The organism is Pleomorphomonas carboxyditropha (assembly GCF_002770725.1).
GTDB classification, from domain to species: Bacteria; Pseudomonadota; Alphaproteobacteria; order Rhizobiales; family Pleomorphomonadaceae; genus Pleomorphomonas; species Pleomorphomonas carboxyditropha.
Map to the genome: position 1 here is coordinate 310,008 of NZ_NQVN01000003.1, position 14,673 is coordinate 324,680.

The following is a 14,673-nucleotide window of genomic DNA, read 5'->3' on the forward strand; positions in this document are numbered from 1 at the left end:
CGACGGACCGCCCCGGCGACAGATCAGTCTTCCGTCGACCACGTCGACGTCTTCTTTGAGGGGTCAACCCTATGTCCCGCCAGAACTACCTGTTTACTTCCGAGTCTGTCTCGGAAGGCCATCCCGACAAAGTCTGCGATCGCATTTCCGACACCATCGTCGACGCCTTCCTCGCCGCCGAACCGCAGGCGCGCGTGGCGGCCGAGACGCTCGCCACCACCAATCGCATCGTCATCGCCGGCGAGACGCGCGGACCGAAGTCCGTCGACAACGCGCTGATCGAGAAGCTGACGCGCGAGGCCATCCGCGACATCGGCTACGAGCAGGACGGCTTCCACTGGCAGACTGCCGAGATCGAGATCCTGCTGCACGAGCAGTCGTCGGACATCGCCCAGGGCGTCGACGCGGCCGGCAACAAGGACGAGGGCGCCGGCGACCAGGGCATCATGTTCGGCTACGCCTGCCGCGAGACGCCGGAGCTGATGCCGGCGCCGATCTATTATGCCCACAAGATCCTCCGCGACCTCGCGGCGGTCCGCAAGTCCGGCAAGGAGCCGCTGCTCGGCCCCGACGCCAAGAGCCAGGTGACGGTCGCCTACGAGGGCGGCAAGGCGGTGCGGGCGCCGCAGATCGTGCTCTCCACCCAGCACGCGGACGGCCTGTCCTCGACCGACGTGCGCCGTATCGTCGAGCCCTATATCCTCGAGGCCCTGCCGGCCGGCTGGGTCGACGAGACCACCGTCTGGCACGTCAATCCGACCGGCAAGTTCGTGATCGGCGGCCCGGACGGCGACGCCGGCCTCACCGGCCGCAAGATCATCGTCGATACCTATGGCGGCGCGGCGCCGCACGGCGGCGGCGCCTTCTCCGGCAAGGACCCGACCAAGGTCGACCGTTCCGCCGCCTATGCCGCCCGCTGGCTGGCCAAGAACATCGTGGCCGCCGGCCTCGCCGACCGTGCCACCATCCAGCTCAGCTACGCCATCGGCGTCAGCGATCCCCTGTCGATCTACGTCGACCTGCACGACACCGGCAACGTCGACCCGGCGAGGATCGAGAAAGTGCTCGGCGACCGCGACTTCATCCGCCTCTCCCCGCGCGGCATCCGCGAGCGGCTCGGCCTCAACAAGCCGATCTACGCCCGCACCTCGGCCTACGGCCACTTCGGCCGGGCGGCCGAGGCGGACGGCGGCTTCTCCTGGGAGGCGCTCGATCTGGTCGACGCCCTGAAGTCGGCCCTCGCCTGAGGCGCTGAAATAAGCTAGACACCGGCCCCGGCAGCCAAGGAAGGCTGCCGGGGTTTTTCATGCAGCGGACGACGATGAGCGACGACGACCACAGGCTGGAGCACAGGCCCGGCGAGCCACGGGAAAGCGCCTTCTTCGGCCGCCGCAAGGGCAAAGCGCTGCGGAAGGGGCAGGCCGAGCGGCTGGAAGCCGACCTGCCGCGGCTGTCGCTCGATCTGACGACGCCCGCTCCCGCCCCGCTCGCCGCGCTGTTTCCCGGCTCGCCGACCGAAATCCGGCTGGAGATCGGCTTCGGCGGCGGCGAGCACCTGATCCACCGGGCGCTCGAGCGGCCGGATGTCGGTTTCATCGGCGTCGAGCCCTTCGTCAACGGCATGACCAAGGCGCTCGGCCGCATCGCCGCCGGGGAGATCGCCAACATCCGCCTCAGCGGCGAGGACGGCGTCAGGGTGCTCGACTGGCTGCCGGAGGCTTCGCTCGACCGCCTGCTGCTGCTCTATCCGGATCCCTGGCCGAAGAAGCGCCACTGGAAGCGTCGCTTCGTCGGACCGGACACCGTCGCCCGCTTCGCCCGCGTGCTGATGGACGGCGGCGAGTTCTGGTTCGCCTCCGACATCGACACCTACGTCGACTGGACGCTGCGCCATGTCCGCGCCAATCCGGCCTTCGACTGGACGGCCTCGGCGCCCGACGACTGGCGGCAGCCCTGGGAAGGCTGGCCGGGAACGCGCTATGAAGCCAAGGCCCGCCGCGAAGGGCGCGGCTCGGCCTATCTCACGTTCCGGCGCCTGCGGCGCGAGGGGTAAGCTCTCGCAGCCCGGCCACCGGCGCGGCTTCAGCCGGCGACTTTCCGGATGAGCCGCCATTGATTTCCGCGCAAAAGCGGCCTATATGGGGTGCATCAGTTCTGATGCGCTTCATGAAGCGGGTTGGGAGTGGGTCCGAGAGGTCCCGCTCTTTTTTATTGCCCGCGACGACAGGCGCGCCGCGAGGGATACCGCCGACCGATGACGTCCGAGGACCAGCCGCCCCTTCCGCCGCTCGGCGGCCAGAGCGTCGAGACGACGCTCGACGAGCCGCGTCTCGTCACCGAGACCGGCGTCGAGGCACGGGTCGCCGCCATCGTCGAGCCGGCGCTGATCGACCTCGGCTATCGTCTCGTCCGCGTGCGGATGACCGGCCTCAACGGCGTGACGCTGCAGATCTTCGCCGAGAAGGCCGACGGCACCATGAGCGTCGAGGACTGCGAGGCGGCAAGCAACGTCATCTCGCCGCTGCTCGACGTCGACGATCCGATCGGCAAGGCCTACAGCCTCGAGCTGTCGTCGCCCGGCATGGATCGCATCCTGGTGCGGCGGTCGGACTTCATCCGCTGGTCGGGCTTCGAGACCAAGCTGGAACTCGCCGTGCCGCTGATGGGCCGCAAGCGCTTCCGCGGCTGGCTCACCGGCGTCAGGGACGACAAGGGCGGCATGCGCCTCCTGCAGGCGCTCGAGGACGGCACCAAGGACATCGAATTCCCGCTCGACACCGTGTCGGAGGCGCGCCTCGTGCTCAACGAGGCGCTGATCCGCGAGGCGCTCAAGGCGGGCAAGAGCTGAGAACGACGGGCGGCGGCGCCGCCCGGAAGAAACCGGGACAATCCCCGAAGGACGGAACAGGACCCCATCGAGGGCAGGAGACGAAGACAATGGCCGTCAGTGCGAACCGTTTGGAACTCTTGCAGATCGCCGACGCGGTGGCCCGCGAGAAGTCGATCGACCGGCAGATCGTCATCGCGGCGATGGAGGACGCCATCCAGAAGGCGGCCCGCTCGCGCTACGGTTCGGAGACCGACGTGCGCGCCGAGATCAACCCGCGCACCGGCGAGATCAAGCTGCAGCGCCTGTTGCAGGTCGTGGAAAACGTCGAGAACTTCTCGACCGAGGTCGACCTCGTCGAGGCGCAGCGCCGCAACCCGGCCGCCCTGGTCGGCGACTTCATCTCCGAGCCGCTGCCGCCGATCGACTTCGGCCGCATCGCCGCCCAGTCGGCCAAGCAGGTGATCGTGCAGAAGGTGCGCGAAGCCGAACGCGACCGGCAGTTCGACGAGTTCAAGGATCGCATCGGCGAGGTGGTGAACGGCGTCGTCAAGCGCGTCGAATACGGCAACGTCATCGTCGACCTCGGCCGCGGCGAGGCGATCTGCCGCCGCGACGAGCTGATCCCGCGCGAGAGCTTCCGCTACGGCGACCGTATCCGCGCCATCATCCACGACGTGCGCCGCGAGCAGCGGGGCCCGCAGGTGTTCCTGTCGCGCACCCATCCGCTGTTCATGGCCAAGCTGTTCGCCTCGGAAGTGCCGGAAATCTACGATGGCATCATCGAGGTGAAGTCGGTGGCCCGCGATCCGGGCTCGCGCGCCAAGATCGCCGTCATCTCCAAGGATTCGTCGATCGACCCGGTCGGCGCCTGCGTCGGCATGCGCGGCAGCCGCGTGCAGGCCGTGGTGCAGGAGCTGCAGGGCGAGAAGATCGATATCATTCCCTGGTCGCCCGATCCGGCCACCTTCATCGTCAATGCGCTGCAGCCGGCCGAGGTGGCCAAGGTGGTGCTCGACGAGGATGCCGAGCGCATCGAGGTGGTGGTGCCCGACGACCAGTTGTCGCTGGCCATCGGCCGGCGCGGCCAGAACGTCCGTCTCGCCAGCCAGCTGACCGGCTGGGCGATCGACATCCTGACCGAGCAGGAAGAGAGCGAGCGCCGCCAGAAGGAATTCAACGAGCGCACCGAGCTGTTCATGAACGCGCTCAACGTCGACGAGGTGGTCGGCCAGCTGCTGGCCACCGAGGGCTTCTCCTCCGTCGAGGAGCTCACCTTGGTGGAACGCGACGAGATCGCCGCCATCGAGGGCTTCGACGAGGAGACGGCCGAGGAAATCCAGGCGCGCGCCCAGGATTATCTCGACGCCAAGGAGCGCGAGCTCGACGAGGAGCGGATCAAGCTCGGCGTCGACGACGCGCTGCGCGACGTGCCGGGCGTCACCACCGCCATGATGGTGGCCCTCGGCAAGGACGGCGTGAAGACAGTGGAAGACCTCGCCGGCTGCGCCACCGACGACCTCGTCGGCTGGACCGAGCGCAAGAACGGCGAGACCATCCGCAACAAGGGCAGCCTCTCCGATCTCGACGTCAGCCGCGCCGACGCCGAGGCGATCGTCATGGCGGCGCGCGTCGCCGCCGGCTGGATCGACCCGCCGGCCGAGGAAGAGGACGTCGCCGAGGAAGAGGTCGCCGAAGAGGCGCACTGAAGACAATGACGGAGGCCGCGCCGGGCGGCCTCCAAACCCGGAAAGAGGACGATGGCACCGAGGTCGGAGACGGCGGAACGCAGTTGCATCGTGACGCGCGTCGCGCAGCCGCCCGAGGGCCTCGTCCGCTTCGTCTGCGGACCGGACGGCGCGGTGGTGCCGGACGTTCGCGGCAACCTGCCGGGCCGGGGCGTCTGGGTGACCTGCCGCCGCGACGTGGTGGCCGAGGCGGTGCGCAAGCGGGCGTTCTCGCGCGGCCTCAAGGCGGAGGCCAGGGCCGACGACGATCTGCCGGCGCTGGTCGAGACGCTGCTTCTCAAGGCGGCGCTGTCGGCGCTGTCGATGGCGCGCAAGGCCGGCCTCGTGGTCACCGGCTTCGGCCAGGTGAGCGAGGCGGCCGGCAAGGGCGGCGTGGTCGCCGTTCTGCACGCCCGCGAGGCGGCCGATGACGGCCGGCGCAAGATCGGGCAGGCGATAAGGCGACGACTTCGTGCCGTCGGAACCGGCGGCGACGAAGACGAAATGCCCGGGAATGCGGCATTATGGCAACAACCGCCGCCTTCCGGACCAAAGGTTATCGCCGGAATCTTCGCGTCGAGCGAAATGGATTTGGCATTGGGTGGCGCAAATGTGATACATGCTGCTCTGCTTGCCGGTGGGGCGAGCACCAGCTTCCTGAAATGCGCTGCAGCGCTGGCCCGTTACAGGGGTGAGGCGCCGGACACGGACTGGACAGCGGACCTTTCCTGAGGTTCGCGAATACGATTGGCCATTGCGCCGCCCTTGAGGGGTGCCGTGACGGCCCGCGAGGATAGAGTACGGCATGAGCGATACGAAGAACACCGACGACAAGAGCACGTCCATGGCGCCTAAGAAGACGCTGACCCTTTCCCGGCGCACCGTTGAGCAGGGAACGGTCAAGCAGAGCTTCAGCCATGGCCGGACGAAGGCCGTCGTGGTGGAGACCAAGAAGTCGCGCAAGCACGGCGAAGGCAGCCCGCTCGAGGGCGCGCAGGCGACGCAGACGGCGCAGCTTCAGAAGTCGATCGCCGAGAGCCTGAAGCCCCGCCGCGACGCCGCGCCGGCCGCCCCGCGCGAGCAGCGCCGGCCGGCGCCGGGCGGCATGGTGCTGCGCACGCTCAGCCAGGACGAGATCGAGGCCCGCCAGGCCGCCCTTGCCGAGGCCATCGCCCGCGAGGCCGAGGCGCGCAAGCGCGCCGAGGAAGAGGCCAAGCGCCGCGCCGAGGAAGAAGCCCGCCGCAAGGTCGAGGAAGAGGAACGCGCCAAGCGCGAGGCCGAGGAGGCCGCCGTCCGCGCCGTCGAGGAAGCCCGCCTCAAGGCCGAGGAGGAAGCGCGCGCCAAGGCCGCGCCCGCCGAGGCTCAGCCGCAGAAGCCCGCCGAACCGGCGGCGGCCGACAAGAAGCCGGCGCCGGCCGGCGCGCCGCGTCCCGCCGCCGAGGCCGCTCCGCGCGGCAAGCTCGCCACCGACGAGGACGAAGAGAACCCGCGCGGCAAGCTGCTCGCCGCCAAGAAGGCCCGCGTGCCGGCGCCGACGCCGGTCAAGAAGGCCGGCGAGGACGATCGCCGCAAGGGCCGCCTGACCATTTCCGCCGCCCTCTCCGACGACGAGGGCGAGCGCTCCCGTTCGCTCGCCGCGCTGAAGCGCAAGCGCGAGAAGGAGCGGCGCGGCCAGCAGTCCGGCCCGCGCGAGAAGGTGCTGCGCGAGGTGGTGCTGCCCGAGGCGATCACCATCCAGGAGCTCGCCAACCGCATGGCCGAGCGCGCCGTCGACGTCATCCGCCTGCTGATGAAGCAGGGCCAGATGCTGAAGATCAACGACGTGATCGACGCCGACACCGCCGAGCTGATCGCCACCGAGATGGGCCACACGGTGAAGCGCGTCTCCGAGGCCGACGTCGAGGAAGGCCTGTTCGATGCGCCCGACGAGGCGGCGGACACCCAGCCGCGGCCGCCGGTGGTCACCATCATGGGCCACGTCGACCACGGCAAGACCTCGCTGCTCGACGCGCTGCGCCACGCCAACGTGGTGGCCGGCGAGGCGGGCGGTATCACCCAGCACATCGGCGCCTACCAGGTCGAGCAGAACGGCCAGAAGATCACCTTCATCGACACCCCGGGCCACGCCGCCTTCTCGGCGATGCGCGCCCGCGGCGCCAAGGTGACCGACATCGTTGTTCTCGTGGTGGCGGCCGACGACGGCGTCATGCCGCAGACGGTGGAGGCGATCAGCCACGCCAAGGCGGCCGGCGTGCCGCTCATCGTCGCCATCAACAAGATCGACAAGCCCGACGCCAACCCCGAGCGGGTGCGCACCGAGCTGCTGCGCCACGAGGTGCAGGTGGAATCGCTGGGCGGCGACACGCTCGAGGTGGAAGTTTCGGCCAAGGCCAAGACCAACCTCGACAAGCTGCTCGAGGTCATCCTGCTGCAATCGGAAGTGCTGGAGCTCCGGGCCAACCCGGACCGCGCCGCCGAGGGCATCGTCATCGAGGCCAAACTCGACAAGGGCCGCGGCCCGGTGGCCACCGTGCTGGTCGATCGCGGCACGCTGAAGGTGGGCGACATCGTGGTGGCCGGCTCCGAATGGGGCCGCGTGCGCGCGCTGCTCGACGATCACGGCGCCAACGTCAACGCCGCCGGCCCGGCCATGCCGGTCGAGGTGCTCGGCTTCCAGGGCACGCCGGACGCCGGCGACCGCGTCGCCGTGGTCGAGAACGAGGCCCGCGCCCGCGAGATCACCGAGTACCGCATCCGCCAGAAGCGCGAGAACGTCGCCAAGCGCGCCTCCGGCTCGCGCGGCTCGCTCGAGCAGATGATGAGCAAGCTGCAGACGGCCGGCAAGAAGGAGTTCCCGCTGGTCGTCAAGACCGACGTGCAGGGCTCGCTGGAAGCCATCGTCGCCTCGCTGGAAAAGCTCGGCAACGAGGAAGTGGCGGCGCGCGTCATCCACGGCGGCGTCGGCGGCGTCACCGAATCCGACGTCACGCTGGCCTCGGCCTCCGACGCGGCGATCATCGGCTTCAACGTCCGCGCCAACAAGCAGGCGCGCGACGCGGCCGATCGCGACGGCATCGAGATCCGCTACTACAACATCATCTACAACCTCGTCGACGACGTGAAGGCGGCGATGAGCGGCATGCTCACCCCCGAGCGGCGCGAGACCTTCCTCGGCAACGCCGAGATCCTGGAGGTGTTCAACATCTCCAAGGTCGGCAAGGTGGCCGGTTGCCGCGTCACCGAGGGCATGGTGGAGCGCGGCGCCTCGGTGCGCCTCATCCGCGACAACGTGGTGATCCACGAGGGCAAGCTCGGCACGCTCAAGCGCTTCAAGGACGACGTCAAGGAAGTCCACGCCGGCCAGGAATGCGGCATGAACTTCGAGGCCTACCAGGATATGCGGGCCGGCGACGTCATCGAGTGCTTCCGCGTCGAGGAAATCGCCCGCACGCTCTGACGCCCGCAGGACAGGCATCGAGGAAGCGGCGGGCCACCCCCGCCGCTTCCCGCATTTCAGGAGGCAACATCGTGCCCCATCATCACGGCCACTCCCAGGGCGAGGCCCGCGCCCCCTCCCAGCGCCAGCTCCGCGTCGGCGAGCTGATCCGGCACGCGCTGGCCGAGATTCTGGCGCGCGGCGAATTGATGGACGACGAGGTGACGCGGATGATGATCACCGTGCCGGAGGTGCGCGTCAGTCCCGACCTCCGCAACGCCACCGTCTACATCACGCCGCTCGGCGGCGGCGATCCGAAGCCGGCCGAGAAGGCGATGGCGCGCAACGCCCGCTGGCTGCGCGGCCAGGTGGCGCACCGGATCAACCTGAAATTCGCACCGGATCTCACCTTCCGCTACGACGACCGTTTCGACGAGACGGCCCATATCGACGCGCTGCTGCATTCGCCCGACGTGGCGCGCGACCTCGACGGGCCGGCCAAGCCCGGCGACCCTGACGACAAGGACGAGTGACGGATTCCGTCAGCAGCGCAACTGCCAGATCCTGACCGTTGTCTGATCGACGCTTCCTCCGACGGGCCGCCGACGCGGCCATAAGGAGGGAGCCGTCATGACCGACGATCGCATCACGTTTCACTATGCGCCGCAAAGCCGCGCCTTCGCCATCCGGGTCCTGCTGGAAGAGCTCGGCGCGCCCTACGACCTCCACGCCCTGGACATTCGGGCCGGTGACCAGATGAAGCCGGACTATCTTTCCGTCAACCCGATGGGCAAGGTGCCGGCCATCAGCCATCGGGGCATCGTGGTCACCGAGCAGGCGGCCGTCGCGCTCTATCTGGGCGACCTGTTTCCCGAGGCCGGCCTGACGCCGGGGATCGGCGATCCCCGCCGCGGCCCCTATCTGCGCTGGATGGTGTTCTACGGCTCGAGCTTCGAGCCGGCGCTGGTCGACCACGCCATGAAGCGGCCATCGCTGCCGCGCTTCACCGCCCCCTACGCCGACTATGAGACCGTGGTCGCCGTCGTCAACGAACAGGTGAGGCGGGCCACACCCTTCTGGCTCGGCGAGCGCTTCTCGGTCGCCGACGTCCTCTGGGGAACGGCGCTCGCCTGGGTGACCAGCTTCGGTATCTACGAGAAAACACCGGAAGTCGCCGCCTATATCGAGCGGGTCGCCAGCCGCCCGGCCTTCCGGAAGGCGCAGGCAGACGAGGCGGCGCTGATCGCCAGTCGCGCGGCGGCGGCCGGCTGACTTCAGGCAAGTCGCAGGGCGATCACGCCGGCGACCACGAGCAAGGCGGCCGCGATGCGCGGCCTGCCCGGCTTCTCGCCGAAGACCAGCCGCGATAGCGCCAGCGCGAAGACGATCGACGTCTCGCGCAGGGCGGCGACCGGCGCCACCGGCGCCCGCGTCATCGCCCAGAGCGCGACGCCATAAGAGAGCGTGGTCGCGGCGCCGCCCGCCAGGCCAAGGCCGAGCGTGCGCGCACCAAGGCGCGGGCGGGCGCCGCCGGCCAGCGCCAGGACCACGGTGACCACGCCCGTCAATACGGCGAGCAGCAGCGCGTAGGCGACCGGCGAGCCGGAAAGGCGCACGCCGCTGGCGTCGACCAGCGTGTAGGCGGCGATGACCATGGCGTTGCAAAGGGCGGCCGTTACCCCGGCGATAGCCAGCGGCTGCCGCCGGAAGGCGCCGAGAGCCAGCGCGACAACGCCGGCCGAGATCAGGCCGACGGCCAGCCATTGTCCGCCGGCCAGCACCTCGCCGAAGACGGCGGCGCCGAACAGCGCCACGACGACCGGCGCCGCGCCGCGCATCAGCGGATAGGCAAGGCTCATGTCGGCGATGCGATAGGCGCGGGCGATCAACAGGTAGTAGACGCTCTGGAGCAGCACCGAGACGCCGAGAAACGGCCAGCTTGCCGGCGCGGGCAGCGGCAGGAACGGCAGCAGCGCCGCTGCGATCAGGCCGGCGCCGATCGCCACCGAGATCGTCATGGCGAGCTTGTCGGCGGCACCCTTGACGAGGACGTTCCAGCCGGCATGGACGAAGGCGGCCGCGAGCACGGCGGCGAAGACACCGAAAGACATCTGAACTCCGGAAGATCCGCCGACGATTGGCGTTCCCACTTTTCCATGCCGGCCCCACTATCGCAATCCTCCGGGCCTTGCCTTCCTCCGGTCGCCGGTGTAGGAGCGGCGCCTTCCGGACGATTGTCCGCCGTCATTCGCCACGCCGGGTTCCATCCCCGGCCGGCGCACGCAGGATTCGGGTATGGCACGCAAGAAAAAAGGCACGGTCCACGGCTGGGTGGTGCTCGACAAGCCCTATGGCATGACCTCGACGCAGGCGGTCGGCGCCATGAAGCGCATCTTCGGCACGCCCAAGGCCGGGCATGCCGGCACGCTCGATCCGCTCGCCTCGGGCATGCTGCCGATCGCCCTGGGGGAAGCGACCAAGACCGTGCCCTATGTGATGGACGGCGACAAGCTCTACCGCTTCACCGTGCGCTGGGGGGCGGAAACCTCCACCGACGACGCCGAGGGCGAGGTGGTGCGCGCCTCCGACCATCGGCCGGCCGCCGAGGAGATCGACGCCGTGCTCGACGAATTCGAGGGTGAGATCCTGCAGACGCCGCCGGCCTTCTCGGCGATCAAGGTCGACGGGAATCGCGCCTATGACCTTGCTCGCGCCGGCGAGACCGTCGAGCTGGAAGCGCGGCCGGTGACGGTTCACCGGCTCGACCTGATCGACTGCCCGGACGCCGACACCGCCGTCTTCGAGGCCGAGTGCGGCAAGGGCACCTACGTGCGCGCCATCGCCCGCGACATGGGGCGCAAGCTGGGTACGGCCGGCCATGTCGTCGAGCTTCGGCGGCTCGTCGTCGGCCCGTTCGGCGAGGAGGACATGGTCACCCTCGACGCGCTTCAGGCGGCGCTCGAGGCGGACGGCGAGGCGCTGGCGCTGCTGACGCCGATCGAGGCGGCGCTTGCCGACCTGCCGCAGCTCGACGTGACGTCCGACCAGGCGATCCGGCTCAGGAACGGCAATCCGGTGCTGCTGCGCGGCCGCGACGCGCCGGTGGAGGAGGAGGCGGTCGGCGTGTTCGAGCGCGGCCGGCTGATCGCCATTGCCAAGGTGGAGCACGGCGAGCTGAAGCCGGTCCGCCTGATCCTGCCGGATTGAGGCGGCTTTTCCGGCTTCGGATTGCCGCTGGCTTTCGAACGCGTTTTCCTGTAGAGAAGCCGCAACCTGATGACACAGGTTGCACCGACCCGGCTGGACGACATCCCGGCCGGGCCATTTTTGTTATCCAACGACAAGGAGTCACCGATGTCGATCACTGCCGAGCGCAAGGCCGCTCTCATCAAGGAATACGCCACCCTCGAGGGCGACACCGGTTCGCCGGAAGTCCAGGTGGCGATCCTGTCGGAGCGTATCGCCAACCTCACCGAGCACTTCAAGAGCCACGTCAAGGACAACCACTCCCGCCGTGGCCTTCTGAAGCTGGTGAGCCAGCGTCGCCAGCTTCTGGACTACCTGAAGCGCAAGGACGCCGGGCGCTATACCGCGCTGATCGGTCGCCTCGGCCTGCGCCGCTGACGGACCTTTCCGGGGACGGGCGGTTCGCCGCCCTCCCCCTTCCGCCACTCCGGTTCGCCGGGGTGGCTCCGGTTTCCCGCCGCCCTGAGACGAGGGCGTAGGGTCCCGCCCGCCGAAGCGGGCAAGAACGACAGGCGCCGTCGCCCCGCCGGGGCGAGCGCCGCTCCGGCGTGTCCCGCACCCTGGGGCAGGATTGCCAGACGCTCGCCTCGTATCGAGAGGAGCGTCTCGTCGTCTTGCCCGTGGGCCGCGCGCCGGACCAGACAAGAACGGAACAAACGCATGTTCGATATCCAGAAAGTCGAGATCGACTGGGCCGGCCAGAAGCTGACCCTCGAGACGGGCCGCGTCGCCCGCCAGGCCGATGGCGCGGTGCTCGCGACGCTCGGTGAAACGTCGGTTCTCGCCACCGTTGTCTCCGCCAAGCAGCCCAAGCCCGGTCAGGACTTCTTCCCGCTGACCGTCAACTACGAGGAAAAGGCCTTCGCGGCCGGCAAGATCCCCGGCGGCTACTTCAAGCGTGAAGGCCGCCCGGCCGAGCACGAAGTGCTCACCTCGCGCCTGATCGACCGCCCGATCCGCCCGCTGTTCCCCGATGGCTACAAGTGCGACACGCAGGTGATCGTCACCGTGCTCAGCCACGACATGGTGAACGCACCGGACATCCTCGCCCTGGTCGCCGCCTCGGCGGCGCTGACCATTTCCGGCGTGCCCTTCATGGGCCCGGTCGGCGCTGCCCGCGTCGGCCTGATCGAGGGTGCCTACGTCCTCAATCCGCCGGTCGACAAGATGGCCGATTCGAAGCTCGACCTCGTGGTCGCCGGCACCGGCGATGCCGTGCTGATGGTGGAGTCGGAAGCTCAGGAGCTCGACGAAGACACCATGCTCGGCGCCGTGATGTTCGGCCATCGCGGCTTCCAGCCGGTGATCGATGCCATCATCCGCCTGGCCGAGCGCGCCGCCAAGGAGCCGCGCGAGTTCGCCGCGCCCGACGTCTCGGAGATCGAGGCCGCCGTTCTCGCCATCGCCGAGGCCGACCTCAGGACCGCCTACAAGATCACCGCCAAGCAAGAGCGCTACGCCGCCGTCGACGCTGCCCGCGCCAAGGTGTTCGGCGAGCTGTTCCCAGAGGGCATTGAGCCGAAGTTCGACAAGGAAAAGGTTGCCACCGTCTTCCACGACCTGCAGGCCAAGATCGTCCGCTGGAACGTGCTCGACACCGGCCTGCGCATCGACGGCCGCGACCTCAAGACCGTGCGGCCGATCGTGGCCGAGGTCGGCGTGCTGCCGCGCGCCCACGGCTCGGCGCTGTTCACCCGCGGCGAGACGCAGGCCCTGGTGGTCGCCACCCTCGGCACCGGCGAGGACGAGCAGTTCATCGAGACGCTGGAAGGCACCCGCAAGGAACGTTTCCTGCTCCACTACAACTTCCCGCCCTTCTCGGTCGGCGAAACCGGCCGCATCGGCTCGCCCGGCCGCCGCGAGATCGGCCACGGCAAGCTCGCCTGGCGCGCCATCCATCCGGAGCTGCCGGCCCATCACGAGTTCCCCTACACCATTCGCCTGGTGTCGGAGATCACCGAGTCGAACGGCTCGTCGTCGATGGCCACCGTCTGCGGCTCGTCGCTGGCGCTGATGGACGCCGGCGTGCCGCTGAAGGCGCCGACCGCCGGTATCGCCATGGGCCTGATCAAGGAAGGCGACCGCTTCGCGGTGCTCTCCGACATCCTCGGCGACGAGGATCACCTCGGCGACATGGACTTCAAGGTGGCCGGTACGGCGCAGGGCATCACCTCGCTGCAGATGGACATCAAGATCACCGGCATCACCGAGGAGATCATGAAGGTCGCCCTCGCCCAGGCCAAGGGCGGCCGCGAGCACATCCTCGGCGAGATGTCCAAGGCGCTGACCGGCGCCCGCTCGTCGATCGGCGAGCACGCGCCGCGCATCGAGGTGATGAAGATCAACCCCGACAAGATCCGCGAAGTGATCGGTTCGGGCGGCAAGGTCATCCGCGAGATCGTCGAGAAGACCGGCGCCAAGATCGACATCCAGGACGACGGCACCGTCAAGTTCGCCTCGTCCGACCTCAAGGCGATCCAGGCCGCCATGAACTGGGTGAAGGGCATCGCCGCCGAGCCGGAAGTCGGCGCCATCTATGAGGGCACCGTGGTGAAGTGCGTCGACTTCGGCGCCTTCGTCAACTTCTTCGGCACCCGCGACGGCCTGGTGCACGTCTCCCAGCTCGCCCCGCAGCGCGTTCAGAACGTCAAGGACGTCGTCAAGGAAGGCGACAAGGTGTGGGTCAAGCTGATGGGCTTCGACGAGCGCGGCAAGGTGCGCCTGTCGATGAAGGTGGTCGACCAGGCCACCGGCCAGGAGATCAAGCAGGACGACAGGGCCGAGCCGAAGGGCGAGTGACCTCTTTCCGGTGAAAGACTTGGCGGCCGGCGCGGGGCATCCCACGTCGGCCGTTTTCTTTATGCCTCAGTCGCCGGCGGGCCTCCGGCCCTTGGCTTTCGCGCTCCGCGCGGGCGCCGCTTGGCGCCGGAAGCCGCTCGGCGGCTTCGGGTCTTGATTTTTGCCTCAGTCGCCAGCGGACCTCCGGTCCTTGGCTTTCGCGCTCCGCGCGGGCGCCGCTTGGCGCCGGAAGCCGCTGACGCGGCTTCGGACGACTTTCGGTTTGCAGCCTTCCGCACTTGACAGCGGGCCGCCGCTGGCCCTTGATGCGCGCCGACGAACGCGCCGCGAAGACGGCGGCATCCAGGACGCAATTTCATGCTGGTCAATACCGACGATCTGCCCCACGAGGTTCGCTACACCAAGACCGACGCCGTCATCTCGGCGATCGGGGCGACGCTGCTGATTGTCTCCGAAATGCTGGGCGCCCTCGTTGCCTTCGCCTGGGCGGTCGGCAGCATGCTCGGGCTCGGCGAAACGCCGATCGTGATCTTCATCGGCGTGATGTCCATCCCCGGCCTGGTGCTGTCGCTGACGCTCACCCGCCGCATCCTGCGCGTCGAGCATTCGCTGCGCGACAGCGGCAGCTTCTAGAACCA

At 68.9% G+C, this 14,673-nt stretch carries 13 protein-coding genes; 12 read left to right on the top strand and 1 reads right to left on the bottom strand.

Annotation, left to right across the window (positions count from 1 at the left end; translation table 11 throughout):
* Positions 1–71: 71 nt before the first annotated feature.
* The 8 genes from metK to CJ014_RS08555 all read left to right on the top strand — a co-directional run bounded on the left by metK (position 72) and on the right by CJ014_RS08555 (position 9,262).
* Positions 72–1,247, top strand: a complete 1,176-nt coding sequence (metK, locus tag CJ014_RS08520; RefSeq protein ID WP_100080036.1) for a methionine adenosyltransferase — start codon at positions 72–74, stop codon at positions 1,245–1,247.
* Positions 1,248–1,321: 74 nt separating this feature from the next.
* Positions 1,322–2,053: a tRNA (guanine(46)-N(7))-methyltransferase TrmB gene (gene trmB, locus CJ014_RS08525; RefSeq protein WP_207765705.1), complete on the top strand. Its 732-nt coding sequence runs from the start codon at positions 1,322–1,324 to the stop codon at positions 2,051–2,053.
* 201 nt (positions 2,054–2,254) lie between these two features.
* Positions 2,255–2,848, top strand: a complete 594-nt coding sequence (gene rimP / locus CJ014_RS08530) for a ribosome maturation factor RimP (protein WP_100080038.1) — start codon at positions 2,255–2,257, stop codon at positions 2,846–2,848.
* 89 nt (positions 2,849–2,937) lie between these two features.
* Positions 2,938–4,536, top strand: coding sequence for a transcription termination factor NusA (gene nusA / locus CJ014_RS08535; RefSeq protein ID WP_100080039.1), 1,599 nt, complete (start codon positions 2,938–2,940; stop codon positions 4,534–4,536).
* Between the two features lie 51 nt (positions 4,537–4,587).
* Positions 4,588–5,286, top strand: coding sequence for an RNA-binding protein (locus CJ014_RS08540; protein WP_100080040.1), 699 nt, complete (start codon positions 4,588–4,590; stop codon positions 5,284–5,286).
* Between the two features lie 73 nt (positions 5,287–5,359).
* Positions 5,360–8,011, top strand: a complete 2,652-nt coding sequence (gene infB, locus CJ014_RS08545; protein ID WP_100080041.1) for a translation initiation factor IF-2 — start codon at positions 5,360–5,362, stop codon at positions 8,009–8,011.
* A 71-nt stretch (positions 8,012–8,082) separates the two neighbouring features.
* On the top strand, positions 8,083–8,523 hold the full coding sequence (gene rbfA, locus CJ014_RS08550; protein WP_245427191.1) for a 30S ribosome-binding factor RbfA: 441 nt from the start codon (positions 8,083–8,085) through the stop codon (positions 8,521–8,523).
* A gap of 97 nt (positions 8,524–8,620) precedes the next feature.
* Positions 8,621–9,262 carry a glutathione S-transferase family protein gene (locus tag CJ014_RS08555; protein ID WP_100080043.1) on the top strand — a complete coding sequence of 214 codons (642 nt, stop codon included), beginning with the start codon at positions 8,621–8,623 and terminating at the stop codon, positions 9,260–9,262.
* Between the two features lie 2 nt (positions 9,263–9,264).
* On the opposite strand, the gene CJ014_RS08560 is transcribed toward CJ014_RS08555, so the two are convergent.
* Positions 9,265–10,101: an EamA family transporter gene (locus tag CJ014_RS08560; RefSeq protein WP_100080044.1), complete on the bottom strand. Its 837-nt coding sequence runs from the start codon at positions 10,099–10,101 to the stop codon at positions 9,265–9,267.
* A gap of 184 nt (positions 10,102–10,285) precedes the next feature.
* Between CJ014_RS08560 and truB the strand changes: the two genes are divergently transcribed.
* From truB to CJ014_RS08580, 4 genes are all read left to right on the top strand, one after another.
* Positions 10,286–11,197: a tRNA pseudouridine(55) synthase TruB gene (gene truB, locus CJ014_RS08565; protein WP_100080045.1), complete on the top strand. Its 912-nt coding sequence runs from the start codon at positions 10,286–10,288 to the stop codon at positions 11,195–11,197.
* 147 nt (positions 11,198–11,344) lie between these two features.
* A complete protein-coding gene (rpsO, locus tag CJ014_RS08570) occupies positions 11,345–11,614 on the top strand; it encodes a 30S ribosomal protein S15 (RefSeq protein WP_100080046.1) in 270 nt (89 codons plus the stop codon).
* A 282-nt stretch (positions 11,615–11,896) separates the two neighbouring features.
* Positions 11,897–14,035 carry a polyribonucleotide nucleotidyltransferase gene (gene pnp, locus CJ014_RS08575; protein ID WP_100080047.1) on the top strand — a complete coding sequence of 713 codons (2,139 nt, stop codon included), beginning with the start codon at positions 11,897–11,899 and terminating at the stop codon, positions 14,033–14,035.
* A 357-nt stretch (positions 14,036–14,392) separates the two neighbouring features.
* Positions 14,393–14,668, top strand: a complete 276-nt coding sequence (locus CJ014_RS08580; RefSeq protein WP_100080048.1) for a hypothetical protein — start codon at positions 14,393–14,395, stop codon at positions 14,666–14,668.
* Positions 14,669–14,673: the final 5 nt, after the last annotated feature.

Coding starts and splice junctions, on each gene's coding strand:
- metK (WP_100080036.1), top strand. CDS start 72: ATGTCCCGCCAGAACTACCTGTTTACTTCCGAGTCTGTCTCGGAAGGC.
- trmB (WP_207765705.1), top strand. CDS start 1,322: ATGAGCGACGACGACCACAGGCTGGAGCACAGGCCCGGCGAGCCACGG.
- rimP (WP_100080038.1), top strand. CDS start 2,255: ATGACGTCCGAGGACCAGCCGCCCCTTCCGCCGCTCGGCGGCCAGAGC.
- nusA (WP_100080039.1), top strand. CDS start 2,938: ATGGCCGTCAGTGCGAACCGTTTGGAACTCTTGCAGATCGCCGACGCG.
- CJ014_RS08540 (WP_100080040.1), top strand. CDS start 4,588: ATGGCACCGAGGTCGGAGACGGCGGAACGCAGTTGCATCGTGACGCGC.
- infB (WP_100080041.1), top strand. CDS start 5,360: ATGAGCGATACGAAGAACACCGACGACAAGAGCACGTCCATGGCGCCT.
- CJ014_RS08555 (WP_100080043.1), top strand. CDS start 8,621: ATGACCGACGATCGCATCACGTTTCACTATGCGCCGCAAAGCCGCGCC.
- CJ014_RS08560 (WP_100080044.1), bottom strand. CDS start 10,101: ATGTCTTTCGGTGTCTTCGCCGCCGTGCTCGCGGCCGCCTTCGTCCAT.
- truB (WP_100080045.1), top strand. CDS start 10,286: ATGGCACGCAAGAAAAAAGGCACGGTCCACGGCTGGGTGGTGCTCGAC.
- rpsO (WP_100080046.1), top strand. CDS start 11,345: ATGTCGATCACTGCCGAGCGCAAGGCCGCTCTCATCAAGGAATACGCC.
- pnp (WP_100080047.1), top strand. CDS start 11,897: ATGTTCGATATCCAGAAAGTCGAGATCGACTGGGCCGGCCAGAAGCTG.
- CJ014_RS08580 (WP_100080048.1), top strand. CDS start 14,393: ATGCTGGTCAATACCGACGATCTGCCCCACGAGGTTCGCTACACCAAG.